Below are 18,468 nucleotides of genomic sequence, written 5' to 3' on the forward strand. Positions count from 1 at the left end.
CAACATCTTTTTATCTGCTATGTTTTATATAAAGTGGGAACGCGCTCTGGGCCGAGCGCTATTCTAGATTAGCTAACTAATCAGTTAGCTTTAGTTACATGAGAGTAAACCTTAATGCAGCAGCAATTTTCACATTCTGAGCCACTCACTTTCGGGCAAATCGTTCACCAATTGCAGCAAGATAAGTGGTTAAGTGAGGAAGATGCGAAGGCGCTGCTGATCGCGCCAAAAGGAAGTGCGCAGGCAAAGCTTCACCCTTTAGAAATCATAGCGAACGCTGAACTAAGTAAACCTTCCGGGGAAGCCATCAGCATAGAATCCTTGCTTAACTGGCTTTCTACATGGAGCGGGCAAGAGGTTTTCCAAATCGACCCTCTGAAAATTGATAGTCAGAAAGTAGCAAACGTGATGTCACTTGCTTTCGCTCAGCGGCATCATATTCTGGCAGTCGAAATCAACTCAGAAGAAGCCGTCATCGCCAGCGCCCAACCTTTTGTTGATCATTGGGAAAACGATCTAAAGCACATTCTCAAGAAGAACATTAGCCGAGTCATCGTCTCTCCTGCTGATCTAAGAAAATATACTGTCGAATTTTATCACCTGGCAAACTCTGTTAATAAGGCTGGCGCACAAACTTCCTCGCAGCATTCACAGAACTTTGAACAAATGCTGGAACTTGGCGCGCAAGGCAACCCGGACGCTAACGATCAACACATCATCAACATTGTTGACTGGCTTCTGCAATATGCTTTTGAGCAGCGCGCTAGCGATATTCACATTGAACCACGCCGGGAAATCTCACAAGTACGCTTTCGAATTGATGGTGTACTGCATAACGTCTATGAATTTCCCGCCAAAGTAGGCATCGCGGTTACCAGCCGCTTCAAGATTCTAGGTCGCCTCAATGTCGCCGAAAAAAGAAAACCACAAGATGGCCGAATAAAAACACGTAACAGCAATGAGAAGGAAATAGAGCTCCGTCTTTCAACCCTGCCTACCGCCTTTGGCGAAAAACTAGTAATGCGTGTTTTCGATCCGGAAGTCTTACAATGCTCATTCTCTGAGTTAGGCTTTTCTAGCGAAGATTTAAAACGCTGGAAGCAAATGACCGGTCAGCCAAATGGCATTATTCTCGTTACCGGCCCGACCGGTTCAGGAAAAACGACAACGCTCTATTCGACCTTGCGTGAACTCGCGACACCCGAAGTTAATGTCAGCACGATTGAAGATCCGATTGAAATGGTAGAACCTGCCTTCAATCAGATGCAGATCCAACAAAATATCGACCTGGATTTCGCCAGCGGCATTAAAGCCCTTATGCGACAAGACCCCGATATCATAATGATTGGTGAAATAAGAGACCTGGAAACAGCCGAGATGGCAATACAAGCTGCCCTGACAGGCCACCTGGTTATTTCGACACTGCATACTAATGACGCACCCAGCGCAATCACGCGATTAATGGAACTCGGCATCCCTCCATACCTAATAAAAGCAACGGTATTGGGCGTGATGGCCCAAAGGCTGGTTAGAACCCTTTGTACGTCCTGCAAGACACCTGTCGAGCTTGAAGAGGAAGACTGGAAAATGCTTACCAGACCTTGGAAAACACCTTTGCCTCAAAATGCGCAACAACCCGTCGGCTGCCAAGAATGTCGACAAACAGGCTATCGCGGTCGAGCAGGCGTTTATGAAATCATGCCCTTATCCGAAAGCTTAAAAGGGCACATACACGAAAGCGGTCAAGTAGCAGAGCTCAGAAAAGAAGCAATTAAAGAAGGGATGTATTCACTAAGGCTAAGCGGCGCAAATAAAATAGCAAATGGCTTAACAACCATTGATGAAGTGCTCAGAGTCACACCAGTCAGCCTTAATCAGCTAATGAGCTAGGGAACACTAGAAGCCCTCCTCCAAACGAAATACTTCGTATGCAGGCTCTTCGTAAGGATGAGCCTGCTTCAATGCTGACACGGCCTGTTTGATACACTCATCCGAACAAACCAATTCAACCTTTAGCTCTTGAACTTTTTCAATTTCATCAATCTGACCAATCGCTGGCTTGCTACCAGATAAAGGTCTAAATTGTCCAGCCCCCAAAGTTTCCCAGCTACACCGATCATAACAACCTATCCTACCTGCACCTGTCAAAAAAACCGCATCCTTAACTTTTTCCGCATTCTCGACAGGCACAAAAAAACATAACTTATACATACCATATACCCTACCGTACACTTGATTCATTTATTAAGGTTACACAGATTTACGTGTAAAGCCCGCCAATACAGGTGTTTCAAACAAGTGTTAGATTTAATTTTAACTTACCCACAAAAACTGTGGATAACTCTGGGGAAAGTTTTTGGGAAAACGCCCTAAACACTGATAAACACTGAACTTCATACAAATTGACACTTTTTTAACCGAAGCAAATAAACCCTTTATTATCAATACGTTAAATATGTCAACAAAGAAAAGTGTAGAAAGCCTCAGTTTTTTACTCACTTATATAGCAAGCGCCTCAAATGTGTGCATAAAAACCAGCAAAAACGTTGTCTTTTTGAGAGCCTGTCAATATTTCGTTATTTGAAACGTAATTTGAAGGTCAATTATCGATCAAGTCGACAAATATTCGACGTCGCAGTTTTCACAAAGAAATACAGATTTTAACATTTTGTTACACGCCCAAATTCGGAGCATTTAACCAATCTTTCTAGACAAAACCCAGGCAAAAAAAATGGTTCGTTAAACGAACCATTTTCTCGCGTTTCTGAAAATCCTCAACCAAGGACCATCTTCTCCCCAGTCCTTAGGGTGCCAAGAGTTTTGCAAAGTACGATAAACACGCTCAGGGTGAGGCATCATAATCGTCACACGTCCATCCTGAGAACAAACCCCGGCTAAGCCTTCTGGAGAGCCATTCGGGTTAGCAGGATAACGAGTCGCTGTCTGCCCATAATTGTCTACGTATTTTAAAGCCAATTGCTCAGACGACATCAGGGACGCCAGTTTTTGCTCACTCGCGAATTCAGCTCGCCCTTCTCCGTGCGCTACTGCCACAGGAAGTCGAGAGCCCGCCATACCATTCAAGATCAAAGAAGGAGACGATTGTACTTCCAGGAGCGCTACACGTGCTTCAAACTGCTCAGAACGGTTGCGCACAAAATGAGGCCAATGCTCTGAACCAGGAATCAGCTCACGAAGATTAGACATCATCTGACAGCCATTACAAACGCCAAGCGCTAAAGTATCTTGACGCTCAAAGAAGGCCGAGAATTGATCTCTCACGCTGCTATTGAACAAGATCGATTTCGCCCAACCTTCACCAGCGCCCAAAACATCGCCGTAAGAGAAGCCGCCGCAAGCGACTAACGCATTATAATCACTTAAGGCTGTTCTGCCAGCCAAGAGATCACTCATATGAACATCAACGGCTGAGAAGCCTGCCTTGGTGAAGGCAGCTGCCATCTCTATCTGTCCATTAACGCCCTGCTCACGCAGTACCGCAACCTTTGGCTTGGCACCAGTATTGATATAAGGCGCAACGATATCTTCGTTCGGATCGAAGCTTAGTTTAGCGTTCAAGCCAGGGTCTTTTTCATCCAGTAATGTATCGTATTCTTCTTGAGCACACTCGGCATTATCACGTGCCGATTGCATTCGATAGCTCGTTTCTGCCCAAATTCTCTGATAGTAAGCTCTAGATTCCTCAATAACTGACTGACCATCAAAAGCAAAACGAATCTTATCGTCTTCGTTGGTCTGGCCAATTACTAGCGTATGCTCACCTAAGCCCGCAGCAGTGAATTGCTGAAGAACCTCTTCAGTATCACCTTGCTTAACCTGGATGACTGCACCTAGCTCTTCATTATAAAGTTCTCGCGCGAAGTGGCTGGAGTCTTCAGCCAACAAGTCCAGCTTAACGTCAACACCTACACGCCCAGCGAATGACATTTCCGCCAGGGTTGTAAATAAGCCGCCATCAGAACGATCGTGATAAGCCAGCAATTTGCCATCTTGATTCAAACCCTGAATCACAGCAAAGAAAGCTTTTAAATCTTCCGGGTCGTCGACATCTGGCGTGACGGCACCCATTTGCTTATAAACCTGTGCCAGAGCCGATCCACCCAATCGGTTTTGACCATTCGCCAAATCAATCAATATTAGATCAGTATCACCCTGATCACTTGCCAGCTCAGGTGTCAGTGTTTTTCTTACATCATTGACTGGCGCAAAGCCGGTAATAATCAAAGACAACGGAGAGGTAACCGTGCGTGTCTCATGCCCTTCTTGCCAAACAGTTTTCATCGACATAGAGTCTTTACCGACCGGGATAGAAATACCCAGTTCAGGACACAACTCCATGCCAACCGCTTGAACAGTTTTATATAAATTGTCGTCTTCACCTGGGTGACCCGCTGCGGCCATCCAGTTAGCAGACAAACGAATATCAGAGATTTTTTCGATAGATGAAGCCGCCAGGTTGGTAACCACCTCACCAACAGCCATACGACCAGAAGCCGGCGCATCGATATTCGCAATTGGCGTACGCTCGCCCATCGCCATCGCTTCACCAGTATGGCTTTCAAGATCAACCGCAGTAACCGCTACATCAGCAACGGGAACCTGCCATGGGCCAACCATCTGATCTCGTGCAACCATTCCGGTAATTGAACGATCACCAATCGTGATAAGGAAGCTCTTACTCGCCACACTCGGTAAACGTAGAATGCGCTCAGCCGCTTCTTTTATATCTATCTGACTAGACTCGAACATCGGCTTAGTAAACGCTTCTGATTCAACCGAACGGTGCATCTTAGGCGGTTTTCCAAACAACACTGACATGGGTAGATCAACCGGCTTATTATCGAAGTGCGGATCTTCCAGTGTTAAATCATGCTCTTCCAGAGCATCACCAATCACAGCGTAGGGGCAGCGTTCTCTAGCACAAATCGCCTCAAAGCGCTCCAAGTCTTGCGGCAACACAGCAATAACATAACGTTCTTGAGATTCGTTACACCAAATTTCGTGTGGCGCCATCCCAGGCTCATCGTTAGGGATCTTTCGCAAGTCGAATCGTCCACCGCGCCCGCCATCTTTCACAAGCTCCGGAAAAGCATTTGATAAACCACCCGCCCCTACGTCATGTATAAAGGCAATTGGGTTATTATCATCAAGCTGCCAGCAGCGGTCTATAACCTCCTGGCAACGACGTTCCATTTCAGGGTTTTCACGCTGTACAGAAGCAAAATCCAAGTCCTCATGACTAGCACCTGAATCCATCGAAGAGGCTGCACCGCCGCCAAGGCCGATCAGCATGGCCGGGCCACCCAATACAATTAGCTTTGCACCAACATCGATGTCACCTTTCAGTACATGGGACTCTTTAATATTTCCCATACCACCAGCAATCATAATAGGCTTGTGGTAACCCTTGATTTCCTGACCATTCGGGCCAGCAACTTCTTCTTCAAAGGTTCTAAAGTAGCCACACAAGTTCGGTCGACCAAACTCATTATTGAAGGCAGCACCACCTAGAGGACCGTCAAGCATGATGTTATAGGCAGAAGTCATTCGGTCAGGCTTGCCAAAATCTGTTTCCCATGGCTGTTCGAAACCAGGAATTCTTAGGTTCGATACCGTAAAACCTGTCAGACCAGCTTTAGGTTTTGCGCCTTTACCTGTAGCACCTTCATCACGAATCTCACCACCTGAACCTGTCGAGGCACCAGAGAATGGAGAAATAGCTGTCGGGTGGTTATGTGTTTCAACCTTCATGAGGATATGAATATCTTCCTCATGCGCCTGATACTCCTGAGTTTCAGGGTTCGGGTAGAAGCGCTTTCCTTTCGATCCGGCTATTACCGCAGCGTTATCAACATAAGCAGACAATACACCTTCAGAATTCAGCTCATTGGTATTACGAATCATCGAGAATAATGATTTTTGCTGAGCTTCACCGTCAATATCCCAAGATGCATTGAAGATCTTGTGACGACAATGCTCAGAGTTCGCCTGAGCAAACATCATTAGCTCTACGTCTGTCGGGTTACGCTTTAGCCCGCAGAAAGCTTTGGTTAAATACTCTATTTCGTCTGTAGCCAAAGCCAGACCAATACGCTTATTTGCTTCTTCAAGCGCACTCTCACCATATGACAGCACATCGACACTGCTCATAGGGCGCGGTTCAGAGTGTCTAAACAGCAACTCGGCACCCGCCGTTTCATGGAAGACAGCTTCAGTCATTCTGTCATAGAACTGCGAAGATAGCGTTTGGCGCTGTTCGAGCGTAAGCTTTTCAGCAGATCGAACATAATATGCGACACCGCGTTCAATTCGATTTACCTGATTCAAGCCACAAATATGCGCAATATCGGTCGCTTTACTAGACCAGGGTGAAATTGTTCCAGGCCGTGGAACAACCAAAAACAAAACGCCTTCCGCTGCCTCAGAGGGCACACTTGGACCATAGGTAAGCAGCTTATTCAAGATATTGAGTTCGCTAGGATTTAAGTCCTGCGACACATCAATAAAGTGCATAAATTCTGCATACACAGATTCGATTTCTGGAATAACTGCTTGGATGGTTTCAAGTAGTTTATGACTTCTAAAAGGAGAGAGAGCTGGAGCGCCTCGAAGTTCCAACATAATAAAGGCGTACCTCATCGAAGGAGCGTTGAAATAATGGAGGCGGTATTCTACTCGAAACTGGCGCGTCTGTTAACCAAGAATTGTATCTGAAGGTATAATGGCCGTAGTAATTGTGAATCCGGGGACCGTGACGGAGCTCAAACGGGTACATTTTGAAACAATGTTTACCACCCTCCAGGTTGACTCAGAGACCAGTTACTGAAAAGATTATACATAAAATTAGTGACATAAAGGAACAGCTCAGCACCGCTGAAGCGAGGCACTCCTGCCCCGGAACAAGGGAAAGCATGCAGTAGCAGTCTGGTGATTAAAAGGTATTTATTTGTCCTATTCAAAAAGTTCTATTCAGTCCAGTCTTCGACGGAGCCCAATTAAGCTTCGGTCTACTCACCAAGTATTACTTTATGGCAAAACGCTTGTCATTCTCTTACTTGCTTCGTTGCTCTGTGCTTGCGAAAAGCCCAGCACGATGGACAAAATCAATAAGCACAGCACATTACACATCATCACTCGCAACGCTCCAGCCGTTTATTATGAAGGCCGAGAGGGCCCCGCTGGCTTTGAATATGACCTTGCGAAAATGTTTGCCGAAGATGCGGGACTCAAACTGGATGTAAAAGTCGCGGCCACCCGCAGCCAGATTTTGTCAGCACTCGATAACGACTATACCAACATTGCGATCGCCAGCATGGTCGCCTCCGATACGCGCGCAGATCGATATAAGTACTCCAGCTCTTACATGGAAACAACCCCCATCGTCGTCTATCGATACGGTAGTGTTAGACCGCGAGATATTAGCGATATTATTGACAAGCGTATCGCGGTAGTAAGTGACAGTTATCACGCAGAAGAATTAAACAACCTGCGTAATGAAAATCCCGACTTAATGAACGCCCTTCAATGGGAAGCTCTTGATGTTGAAACCATTGACCTGATGAAGATGGTACAAGACAAAGAAATTGATTACGCCATCATCACCTCAAACGAGCTAGATATTCACCAAGCTTATTACCCGCGAGTTAAAAAGGCCTTTGAAATTGGTGAAGCACAACAAATTAGCTGGTACTTTCCTGCCAGCACAGATCACACCTTAATTAACAAGGTAAACAACTTCTTATCCCGAATTGAAGAAGATGGCAGACTTATTAACCTTAAAGAGCGCTATTTTGGACACTTGGGACAACTCAATTACGTGGGCGCTCGCACCTTTATACGGCATATAAACAGCCGGCTGCCAAAGTACGAAGAAACTTTTAAAGAGTTTGCAGAAGAGCAAGACATCGACTGGCGCCTGATGGCCTCGATGGGCTACCAAGAATCTCACTGGCGACCTCGTGCAACTTCTCCAACCGGTGTTCGTGGACTAATGATGCTGACACGCATCACGGCAAAGGAAATGAACATTAAAAACAGATTAGATCCTGAGCAGAGTATCAAAGGTGGTGTTCGCTACTTCTCTAAAATTAGAGCCAGGATTCCGAAGCGCATAGCTGAACCAGACCGAAGCTGGCTTGCCTTAGCTGCCTACAACGTGGGCTACGGCCATCTTGATGACGCAAGGATTCTGACAGAGAAAGCCGGAAAAGACCCGGACAAATGGATGGACGTAAAAGAATTCTTACCACTTTTACAGAAGAAGAAATATTATAAACAGACTCGTTACGGCTACGCCCGTGGTAATGAGCCGGTCATATACGTGCAAAACATACGTCGCTACTATGATGTATTAAGTTGGATGACCCAACCGCAAACGAGCGAACAAGCCATTGCACAAACAGACTTTCAAGAAGGGCTAATTAAGACTATCGAATAAACATACCGATAGCCTTAAGATCCTACTCTGCTTCTCTATCTCTAAAGCCGATCAAGTAAAGTACAGCATCAAGGCCTAGGTTTGATATCGCATGACGAGCGGACTCTTTCACAAGAGGTTTAGCTCTAAACGCTACGCCCAATCCAGCTCGACTCAGCATTGGCAAGTCATTAGCACCATCTCCGACAGCAATAACCTGCTCACGCCCTATTTTTTCTTTCTTGGCTAATTCATCCAACAAAGCCGCTTTGCGCTGGCCGTCAACCACTTGGCCCGTCACGCACCCCGTTACTTTACCGTTTTTAATTTCCAACTCATTGGCATAAACATAATCAATACCAAGCTTATCCTGCAGCCCTTTAGCAAAGTATGTAAAACCGCCCGATAAAATAGCAGTCTTGTAACCCAGGCTTTTTAGCGTTGAGATCAACCTTTCTGCACCTTCAGTCATCTTAAGGCGCGCAGCTACTTTGCTTAGCACTTCTTCGCTCAAACCTTCCAATAAACCAACACGCCGAGCAAAGCTCTCAGTAAAATCAATCTCACCACGCATGGCTTGCTCGGTGATTTCAGACACCTGATCTCCGACACCCGCTTCTTTCGCCAGCTCATCGATCACTTCTGCTTCAATTAAGGTGGAATCCATATCAAAAACCACCAAACGACGATTACGGCGATAAATTGTGTCTTCCTGGAAGGCGATATCGACGTTAAGCTCACTGGCAATCTTTAAAAAGTCAGCTCTCAACGCCTCAGCATCCGGCACATTTCCGCGAACAGAGAACTCCAAACATGCCTGGCTCGACTGAGGATCGACATCCAAACCACGACGCCCGGACAGTCGGGTAATGTTGTCGATATTCAAATCATGCTCCGCAGTCACTTCAGAGACTTTAGCAATTTGCTCTGCAGTGATCAGGCGAGAAAGCAAGGTAACGATATAGCGCGCTTTACCCTTTCCTTCGACCCAATGCATATACTCTTCAGCACTCACAGCCTGAAAAGTAACTTGGAGGTTCAGCTCGTGCATACGGAACAAAAGCTCCTTCATCACTCCAGAAGAACTGCCTTCATTTGGCACTTCAACCAGAATCCCCCAGGTAAGGTGATCATGAATAACAGCTTGGCCAATATCCAGAATATTCAATTCATATTGCGCCATAATACCTGTAATTTCAGAGGTTAAGCCGGACTTATCACGCCCTGAAACATTAATCAGAATAATTTCACTCAATTACTTCACCTTTTGCCTGCTTAGGCTCATTTTTTACAACTTCCATGCGATCAACTTTCTGCAGCCCTCTAGGAAGCTTATGCCCTCGCCTGCCACGTTCTCCGACATAATGCGTTAAGTCTGAGAATTTTAACTTCAAGTGACGCTTGCCTGAATGAATCACTAAATGATCATCTTCAGCAAAAATTGCCACGGACACCAACCACTCCTCACCACTTTGAACTCGAGCAGAAGGAATACTGATTATCTTGTTACCCTTTCCCTTCGCCAGTTCTGGCAGATCCTTCACGGGAAAGACCAACATCCGTCCTTCGTTACTCACTGCTGCGATATAATTGCCCTCAACAGTGCCTAGCATTTGAGGAGACATAACTTCCGCCCCTTTAGGCAAGGACAAAGCAGCCTTACCGGCTTTATTCTTGCTCTGCAAGTTAGAAATATTGCTAATAAAGCCGTAGCCAGCACTGCTCATCATCAATAGTTTCTGATCCGGTTCACCAAGCACGACCGCTTTAAACGTTGCGCCCGAAGGCGGGTTGATCTTACCGGTCAAGGGCTCTCCCTGGCCTCTTGCTGACGGCAAGCTATGTGTCGGCACGGTATAGGAACGCCCGGTAGAATCAATAAACACGACACCTTGATGACTCTTACCTTTGGCCGATAAAGCGTAGCCATCACCCGACTTATAATTCAGCCCTGCCGGATCAATATCATGACCTTTAGCCGATCTCACCCAACCTTTCTCTGACAAGACAACCGTCACGGGTTCAGATGAAATCAAATCAGCTTCTGAGAAAGCTTTTGCTTCTTGCCGCTCAACGATTGGGGAGCGACGATCATCGCCGTATTTTTCTGCATCGGCCAATAATTCTTCTTTAATCAAGGCCTTCATCAAAGCTGAAGAACCTAGGATTTTCTTCAATTCTTTACGTTCTTTTTCAAGTTCTTCCTGCTCGGCACGAATCTTCATTTCTTCAAGTCGAGCGAGCTGTCTCAACTTGGTATCCAGAATATAGTCTGCCTGAACTTCAGTCAGATTAAAGCGAGCCATTAACACAGCTTTTGGCTCATCTTCTGTTCGAATGATATGGATTACTTCATCGATATTCAGGAAGGCGACCAATAGCCCATCCAAGAGGTGTAGTCGCTTCTCGACTTTATCGAGCCTAAATTTAAGTCTACGCGTTACGGTATCTGTTCGATAACTAAGCCACTCAGTTAAAATAACCTTCAGGCCTTTCACTGCCGGGCGGCCATCGATACCAATCATATTCAAGTTAACACGATAGGTTTTTTCCAAATCGGTGCTTGAATAAAGGTGACCCATTAAAGATTCAATATCAACGCGGTTAGAACGTGGAACAATTACTAAACGGGTTGGGTTTTCATGGTCAGACTCATCTCGTAAGTCGGCAACCATTGGCAGCTTCTTCGCCTGCATTTGCGAAGCGATCTGCTCCAGTACTTTAGCCCCGGAAGTCTGGTGCGGTAATTCACTTACCACAATATCGCCGTTTTCCTTGTGGTAAATTCCACGCATACGAATCGAGCCTCTGCCCGTTTCGTAGATATTCAATAACTCAGTACGAGGCGTCACGATCTCGGCACCAGTAGGATAATCCGGCCCCAGAACATTCTCAGCAAGCTGCTCATTGCTGACACTGCTGTCATCAAGTAAGCGAATACAAGCACTCGCCACTTCCCTAAGGTTATGTGGTGGAATATCAGTTGCCATACCCACGGCAATACCCGTGGTACCGTTTAATAGCAAATTAGGTAAGCGTGCTGGCAGAGTTTTAGGTTCATCCATGGTGCCATCAAAGTTTGGCGCCCACTCTACGGTGCCCTGACCTAACTCAGCTAAAAGTGTATCTGCGTAAGGAGCCAGCCTTGACTCGGTATATCGCATCGCAGCAAAAGACTTCGGGTCATCCGGAGAACCCCAGTTTCCTTGTCCGTCAATAAGGGGGTAGCGATAACTGAAGGGCTGCGCCATCAAGACCATTGCCTCGTAACAAGCACTGTCTCCATGAGGGTGAAACTTACCCAAGACATCACCCACCGTACGAGCAGACTTTTTGTACTTGGCTGTCGCCTTCAAGCCCAATTCGGACATAGCGTAAACGATTCTACGCTGGACAGGCTTCAAGCCGTCCCCAACATGTGGCAATGCACGATCAAGAATGACGTACATTGAGTAGTCTAAATAAGCTTTCTCGGTGTATTCACGAAGCGAAACCTGTTCAACTCCGTCTTCAAAAGACATAATTTCGTTGGTCATGGTTACCTTTTTTAATTAAGGACTCTATAAAAAGCGGCCAGTTTTATAATGAGCGAAAGTGTCCCACATTAAGTCTAAAAATTCGAGCGAAAGTATCAATCTCATGTTAAGATATTTCACTATATCAACCGCACTCTAATTCGAACTGCGGCATGACACAAACAATAACTGTAATTTAAGTATCTGTGCGTGACTCAACTGGCTTACAATCGGGCCTGATTGCACAGAAACCAAGCTCAGGTAACTCAATGACGTCTAGCGCCACAGTCAGCTCCAACTCTAACGATCAGGCGACACCTGAATCTACCGCTTCTACCACTCGCTCATCTGGCAACTGCCTAAAGCTTAAAGGCTCTTTACTGCCGATGACCGTTCTGGAATTGGCCTACTATGACGAAGCTCAAATTCAGCAAGAGCTTTCAGCAAAGACAACACAAGCCCCTGGCTTTTTCGAGAACCTCCCTGTCATCATTGACATCGAACAGCTTACTGAAGAAGACAGTGTTCCTTTTGACAAACTGATCAACCAATGTCGTGAGTTTTCGATTAAAGCAGTGGCAGTTAGGGGCGGTTTAGAGAAGCACCAGCAAGCTGCAAAAGAGGCAGGCTTAGGGCTACTGGCAAAACAGAAAGAAAGACAGGCAGAGCCAGCACCAGAAAAGCCAGAGGCTAAGGTAAAAGAGGTCGTACATACAGAAGTTGAAACAGTCGAAGTGGTTAAAACTGTCGTTCAACAAGCACCTCAGCAAAGCAAAATCATTCACACCCCTATCCGTTCAGGCCAGCAAGTTTATGCTGCCGATGGAGATTTGATCATACTTGCGCCGGTTAGCGCCGGTGCAGAGATCTTGGCTGATGGTAATATTCACGTATATGGCGCACTGCGCGGTCGCGCCTTAGCAGGGGTAAAGGGCAATACGAATGCTCGAATTTTCTGCCACAGCCTTGAAGCAGAACTGGTTTCTGTTGCCGGGCAATACAAAATCAGCGAAGATATCGATAAAGCAGCACTAAAAAAACCAACTCAAGTCTATTTAAGCAACGAGACACTAAGCTTTAAAGAACTTGAAATATAACGAAAACGGATCTGGATTACAGCACTTACAAAGGACTTCCGAATACAAATAACAAAGCTGTACCGTAACCTTTTAACGACACACAATTAGTAAGACGGGATATAAAATTGGCTAAGACGATTGTCATAACTTCTGGAAAAGGCGGCGTAGGTAAAACCACCACTAGCGCGTCCATATCAACAGGTCTGGCCCTTAAGGGCAAAAAAACAGTAGTCATTGATTTTGATGTAGGTCTACGAAATCTGGACTTAATTATGAACTGTGAACGACGCGTCGTTTACGATTTCGTAAATGTCATCAATGGCGAAGCGACACTTAACCAAGCACTTATCAAGGATAAGCAGGTTGAAAATCTGTACATCCTGCCAGCGTCTCAGACTCGTGATAAAGATGCCCTATCCGAAGATGGTGTTGAAAAAGTTCTATCTGAACTTGCCAAGACTTTCGACTTCATTATCTGTGACTCACCTGCCGGTATTGAACACGGCGCACAGATGGCTCTGTATTTTGCCGATGAAGCGATTATCGTCACAAACCCTGAAGTATCTTCAGTCAGGGATTCTGACCGAATCCTTGGTATCCTGAACAGTAAATCTCGACGTGCCGAGCAAGGACTAGAACCCGTCAAAGAGCACCTGCTACTAACTCGCTATAACCCAGAGCGAGTCGATAGAGGCGAAATGCTTAATGTAGAAGATGTAAAAGATATTCTGGCCGTGAAACTACTAGGCGTTATACCTGAGTCTCAGGCAGTACTATCCTCTTCAAACCAAGGGGTTCCTGTTATTCACGACCAAGAAAGCAATGCCGGACAAGCCTACTCGGATGCTGTAGAGAGACTGCTAGGTAACGAGCTGCCTCATCGCTTCTTGCAAACAGAGAAAAAGGGCTTCTTTAAACGTATGTTTAAGGGGTCTACAACAGCATGAGTTTTTTCGATTACTTTAAAAGCAGCAAAAAGAACACTGCATCAATCGCTAAAGAACGTTTACAAATCATCGTCGCACATGAACGAGGTAAACGTGAACAACCTGATTATTTACCTCAGCTCCAACAAGAGATTCTCGAGGTGATAAGAAAATATGTACCTGTCGATCAAGAACAAGTTCAGGTACAGCTAGATAAAAACGATGATTGCTCAATTCTGGAACTAAACGTTACACTTCCAGAAGATTAAGACCAAGACCTCTTCGGAGGTCTTTTTTTTAAGTTACTACTGTAGAATTTAAGTAAAGGAATGACCCCATAGCATGAACACTGGCAACACCACTTCAGGAAAGCTAAATAAACTCTACGCTCGCGACATTATGACTCCACACGTCAAATCTGTCCCACAATCCTGGACCATGCAGCAATTTTCTGCCTTCTTATCTGATAACAATATCTCTGGCAGCCCCGTTGCTAATCAAGAAGGGCAGCTTATTGGCATTGCTACACTTAAAGATATTGCCGACTTCCACTTAAATTCTGTTGATAGCTCTTATGAGGAACAGCTCAGCGAAGAAGAGAAGCTCGAAGCAAGACGCTTACGTATGATGATTTTTGAAGGCATGGCCAAACTTCCAGTAGAAGTAGGCGATATTATGACCCCAATAATTTTCTCCGTCGACGAGGAAACAGCCATTGTCGACGTCGCTAAACTAATGATGGAGGAGCATTTACACCGCGTTTTTGTCAAAAAAGGTGAAGACCTGAGCGGTATCATTACTACTTATGATCTACTCAAAGTCATCGTCGATGAAGCTGCTAGCTAAATACGCTTAGCTCTAATTGATGGCATCACACTTGATGGCACAATCTGGTCAGTTAACTATCAACCCTAAGTTGCATAAGTCAGAGGTTTTTGTATGGTAAAAAGTAAGTTAAAACACAACAAGAAGCTTTATGTACTCGATACCAATGTACTAATCCACGAACCAGAGTCTATTTACAAGTTTGATGAACACGCAGTGTTTATTCCTCTTCGAGTATTAGAAGAACTCGATGGTCACAAACGAGGCAAAAATGAAATTGCCCGCAACGCTCGGCAGGCTCACCGTTATCTTGACGAGCTATTATCCAACATAGAAATAGACCAGCTCGATAAAGGCATCAGCCTTGACTCCTGCACCTTATATCCGGCTACTAATCACGAGGGCAAGCTATTCTTCCAAACCTTCGAAAAGGAACGTGCGCCGGTTGCAGACAACGAAATCATTGCTGTCACCCGACAACTGAGCGAAAACTACGCTAATAGTGACGTAGCAGTAGTTCTAGTTACTAAAGATATTAATATGCGCATTAAGGCCAGCGTTCATGGCCTGATTTCAGAAGACTACCGAAATGACCAAGTAGCCAATGTCGGTGACGAATTACTCTTTAGTGGCCAAGTCGAAATTACCGATGAAATGTGGGAAGCGCCTGGTATAGATATCAAAATTGACCGAGAGGATTCTCAGGAATTTGGCACGCTTATCACCTATCACATTACTGCTCCCTGGGTTCGCAACTGGAGCATCAATACTCACATATATTCAGACTCCAGCAGTAATCAAACTTTCCGCGGCCAATTGAGACAAGTTGTCGATCAGACGGCTACGATTGAGTTATTACCCGATTTTGAATCTCAATATCATTGCTGGGGAATTCAAGCTAAAAACAAAGAACAGAATTTTGCTTTGGCAGCACTCACTGATCCTGAAATTGATTTCGTCACCATCGCCGGAGAAGCCGGGACAGGTAAAACTCTGTTAACCCTAGCTGCGGCACTACACCAGGTGTACGAAGATAAGTTTTATGATGAAATCATTGTCACTCGGGCCACGGTTCCAATGGGTGAAGATATCGGCTTCTTACCCGGCGAAGAAGAAGATAAAATCGGCCCTTGGATGGGCGCGATCACCGATGCTTTGGAAACATTGAGCGCCAACCCCAACGGCACCGATTTCGAAAGGAAGTCGAGTGTTGAATTCTTAAAAAGCCGCGTAAAAATAAAAAGCTCCGGTTTTATGAGAGGCCGAAGTTTCTCCGACAAGATCTTCATTATTGATGAAGCCCAGAACCTGACCTCTGCACAAATGCACGGTCTCATATCACGAGCTGGTCCAGGCACTAAGGTCATTGCGATTGGCAACCTAAAGCAAATTGATACACCCTATCTATCGGCCTCAACGAGTGGCTTCAGCTTTGCAATGGACCGCATGCGAAACTGGGAACACTATGCTCACATCACACTACAAAGCGTTGAACGCTCCCGTCTTGCAGACTACGTTGCTGCCAATTTTTCTGACTAAACAGGCATAAAAGTCTATAGGGTAAGCCTAAGTGCTTGCCCTATATTTATTGCCAAAAATGCCAATACTCTGTCCTCTACTGTCATGGTCTTCTTACCATTCCCGATAAATAATGATCAAGTAAAAACAGGACGGCCCTCTCTTCTCAGATAATGGTCAGATAAAGTGTCTGTTGTACTTTGTCCGCAGGACGCAAAATAAAAATAATATACATATCGAAAGGTCCTAACTATGTTTAAAACTAAGAAATCTATACTTTCCACCTGCGCGCTTTCTTTATCTCTATTATGGGGATCAGGGCAAGCGATGGCTGCCGACAACTGCTATATAATGGTTCACGGGCACGGAACCCAAGGCGACATCAAAATCAATGCCCTCGACTCTTGGCGAACATCCCACTTCAGCAACTATAACGGTGCTGACTTTATGGATGACTTGCTGAGCTCTGGCGACAATTATGCCATTGTTGGTTACGACTCAACCGACGAAAGCGGCTACCCTTACTGGAGAAACGAAACCTCTGGCGAAATTGCTCGACAGATCATTTCTATCAAGCAAGGTAACGGAGACGGCCTCAATCACCCTCAAGCTGGCACTCAATGCTCGGCCAATGACGACTTTTGGGTTGTATCGCATAGTCAGGGCGCTCAGCAGATGATGTTTATCGCCGGTAATGCGGTCTCAGGCGCACCCAACTACAATACGGCTTACACAAGCTCTGGTTCCGTTAGTGTTGATTATGCATCCGCCATGAACGACATTCTCGGGATTTTCACGCTTGGCGGCGCAATAACCGGAACCGAAGGTGCTGACCGAGTTTGTAACGGCAACTGGTTAGATGCACTTATAAACGCGGCATTCTTAGGTAAAGACTGCAACCCAAGTGTACAATGGCTTCAAACAAACGATTCTTACACTGTTAAGAATTATATTGGTTCCAACCTAGCTGCTCCGGTTTATGTTATGGGCGGTTACAAGAGCTTCCCTGGTATTGAAGGCGCATCTGCGGCTATGCTTAATGGCGAAGATGATGGTTATATCAACCTGGCATCGCAAATGAGCTGTGAAGGTTCCGGTAAGCGCAATATTTGGGACGACCTGAATACCTACAAAACATTCTTTGGTATTGCCTACGGCAGCCCGACCTTCAAGTGTAATAACAGCAATAAAGGCACACCGCGCACCTATAATATGGCGAGTGTTTATACCGACCACGATGCAGAACGAAACGGAGGCATAAACTCTCCAAGCTACACCTCCATCGAAAACGGCCTATCTTGCGGCAATGGACGCAACATGGCCGGCCGCATAGACTCTTGTACTGCAAACTAAGATAAGCAAAATCAAGAGATAGACTGAACCCTGGAACTACACGGCTAGTTCCAGGGTTACCCTCCAAGTCACCAAGCGCCTAAACTAAGAGTTAACCAAAATGCAGAAACACAAAACAATAACAATCTCACTTGTTTCAATTCTTTCAATTGGCGGGCTTCTATGGCTCAACAGCTCAAACACAGACACGCCCGAGCTTGCTGTCGTTAGTAAGACCTCTGCTGATCAGGCTCAGCAAAAAACTGAAAATAATAATGTCATAGCAAAAATACCATCCAAACTACCAAGCACCGACATCAATGAAACCGAAGATCAGGAAGAAGTTCTCGAGCAGCAAGCGCCCTTGAGCCCCATCGACAGAATTAAAGCTATCCAGCAAAAAACTGCACTACATGAAGCAATCATTGATGATCACAATCGCTTTACCCGCTACCCAGACTATAACCAAAAAATCAGCTCAGCTGAGCAAGACCCCACCGAGAAGCGCTACGCAATTGATGAACGGACCAGCCTTGATGAAGAGACTCATACTGCACTAACAATCTGGAGCGATAAGAAATACTATCTTCATGGAGACATAGCAACCATCTATGCAAGCCTTCAGGACGCGAACCAAGCACCAATTCCAAGCCAGTTTCTGGGCCAACTAATCTACAATGAAAGCTCGAACCTGCAACAGTTTGAGTTCACTGACGAAAATCAGGACGGCATTTACGAATATCGAATTGATATTGATGCAGAAAAAATTGCTGGTTTATATAAAGTACTAATCGTTAACAAAACCAACAAACTTGCAGACGCTATTACTTTCACTC

13 protein-coding genes are annotated in these 18,468 nt (G+C 45.5%); 9 read left to right on the forward strand and 4 right to left on the reverse strand.

Annotation, left to right across the window (positions count from 1 at the left end):
- The first annotated feature begins 114 nt into the window (after nucleotides 1-114).
- The gene (locus A3757_RS09695) at nucleotides 115-1,890 is read left to right on the forward strand and encodes a GspE/PulE family protein (protein ID WP_068511455.1); all 1,776 of its coding nucleotides are present in this window, start codon (nucleotides 115-117) and stop codon (nucleotides 1,888-1,890) included.
- 6 nt (nucleotides 1,891-1,896) lie between these two features.
- Here the strand turns inward: A3757_RS09695 and A3757_RS09700 are convergent, their stop codons facing one another.
- Complete coding sequence (locus A3757_RS09700) at nucleotides 1,897-2,211, reverse strand: YqfO family protein (protein WP_068511457.1); 315 nt, start codon at nucleotides 2,209-2,211, stop codon at nucleotides 1,897-1,899.
- 528 nt (nucleotides 2,212-2,739) lie between these two features.
- On the reverse strand, nucleotides 2,740-6,642 hold the full coding sequence (gene purL / locus A3757_RS09705) for a phosphoribosylformylglycinamidine synthase (RefSeq protein WP_068552987.1): 3,903 nt from the start codon (nucleotides 6,640-6,642) through the stop codon (nucleotides 2,740-2,742).
- 325 nt (nucleotides 6,643-6,967) lie between these two features.
- Here purL and mltF point away from each other — a divergent pair, with 325 nt between their 5' ends.
- Nucleotides 6,968-8,458, forward strand: coding sequence for a membrane-bound lytic murein transglycosylase MltF (mltF, locus tag A3757_RS09710; RefSeq protein WP_197469976.1), 1,491 nt, complete (start codon nucleotides 6,968-6,970; stop codon nucleotides 8,456-8,458).
- Between the two features lie 22 nt (nucleotides 8,459-8,480).
- On the opposite strand, the gene serB is transcribed toward mltF, so the two are convergent.
- A complete protein-coding gene (serB, locus tag A3757_RS09715) occupies nucleotides 8,481-9,692 on the reverse strand; it encodes a phosphoserine phosphatase SerB (protein WP_068513828.1) in 1,212 nt (403 codons plus the stop codon).
- Nucleotides 9,685-11,973 (reverse strand): DNA topoisomerase IV subunit A, encoded by a 2,289-nt coding sequence (parC, locus tag A3757_RS09720; RefSeq protein WP_068513825.1) that lies wholly within the window; start codon nucleotides 11,971-11,973, stop codon nucleotides 9,685-9,687. Before parC ends, serB begins: the two co-directional genes overlap by 8 nt.
- A 248-nt stretch (nucleotides 11,974-12,221) precedes the next feature.
- On the opposite strand from parC, the gene minC reads away from it, so the two are divergent.
- The 7 genes from minC to A3757_RS09755 all read left to right on the forward strand — a co-directional run.
- Nucleotides 12,222-13,049: a septum site-determining protein MinC gene (minC, locus tag A3757_RS09725; protein ID WP_082865084.1), complete on the forward strand. Its 828-nt coding sequence runs from the start codon at nucleotides 12,222-12,224 to the stop codon at nucleotides 13,047-13,049.
- Between the two features lie 107 nt (nucleotides 13,050-13,156).
- Nucleotides 13,157-13,978 carry a septum site-determining protein MinD gene (gene minD / locus A3757_RS09730; protein ID WP_068513822.1) on the forward strand — a complete coding sequence of 274 codons (822 nt, stop codon included), beginning with the start codon at nucleotides 13,157-13,159 and terminating at the stop codon, nucleotides 13,976-13,978.
- Nucleotides 13,975-14,226, forward strand: a complete 252-nt coding sequence (minE, locus tag A3757_RS09735; RefSeq protein WP_068513820.1) for a cell division topological specificity factor MinE — start codon at nucleotides 13,975-13,977, stop codon at nucleotides 14,224-14,226. The genes minD and minE overlap by 4 nt, the downstream gene beginning before the upstream one ends.
- Before the next feature lie 73 nt (nucleotides 14,227-14,299).
- Nucleotides 14,300-14,803 carry an HPP family protein gene (locus A3757_RS09740; RefSeq protein WP_068513817.1) on the forward strand — a complete coding sequence of 168 codons (504 nt, stop codon included), beginning with the start codon at nucleotides 14,300-14,302 and terminating at the stop codon, nucleotides 14,801-14,803.
- A 93-nt stretch (nucleotides 14,804-14,896) separates the two neighbouring features.
- On the forward strand, nucleotides 14,897-16,321 hold the full coding sequence (locus tag A3757_RS09745; RefSeq protein WP_068513813.1) for a PhoH family protein: 1,425 nt from the start codon (nucleotides 14,897-14,899) through the stop codon (nucleotides 16,319-16,321).
- Between the two features lie 231 nt (nucleotides 16,322-16,552).
- Complete coding sequence (locus A3757_RS09750; RefSeq protein ID WP_068513810.1) at nucleotides 16,553-17,653, forward strand: hypothetical protein; 1,101 nt, start codon at nucleotides 16,553-16,555, stop codon at nucleotides 17,651-17,653.
- Between the two features lie 100 nt (nucleotides 17,654-17,753).
- Nucleotides 17,754-18,468 (forward strand): hypothetical protein (locus A3757_RS09755; RefSeq protein WP_156506268.1); only part of this gene is annotated, 715 nt, incomplete at its 3' end.

It is taken from the genome of Oleiphilus sp. HI0117 (assembly GCF_001635235.1).

Coding starts and splice junctions, on each gene's coding strand:
- A3757_RS09695 (WP_068511455.1), top strand. CDS start 115: ATGCAGCAGCAATTTTCACATTCTGAGCCACTCACTTTCGGGCAAATC.
- A3757_RS09700 (WP_068511457.1), bottom strand. CDS start 2,211: ATGTATAAGTTATGTTTTTTTGTGCCTGTCGAGAATGCGGAAAAAGTT.
- purL (WP_068552987.1), bottom strand. CDS start 6,642: ATGTTGGAACTTCGAGGCGCTCCAGCTCTCTCTCCTTTTAGAAGTCAT.
- parC (WP_068513825.1), bottom strand. CDS start 11,973: ATGACCAACGAAATTATGTCTTTTGAAGACGGAGTTGAACAGGTTTCG.
- minC (WP_082865084.1), top strand. CDS start 12,222: ATGACGTCTAGCGCCACAGTCAGCTCCAACTCTAACGATCAGGCGACA.
- minE (WP_068513820.1), top strand. CDS start 13,975: ATGAGTTTTTTCGATTACTTTAAAAGCAGCAAAAAGAACACTGCATCA.
- A3757_RS09740 (WP_068513817.1), top strand. CDS start 14,300: ATGAACACTGGCAACACCACTTCAGGAAAGCTAAATAAACTCTACGCT.
- A3757_RS09745 (WP_068513813.1), top strand. CDS start 14,897: ATGGTAAAAAGTAAGTTAAAACACAACAAGAAGCTTTATGTACTCGAT.
- A3757_RS09750 (WP_068513810.1), top strand. CDS start 16,553: ATGTTTAAAACTAAGAAATCTATACTTTCCACCTGCGCGCTTTCTTTA.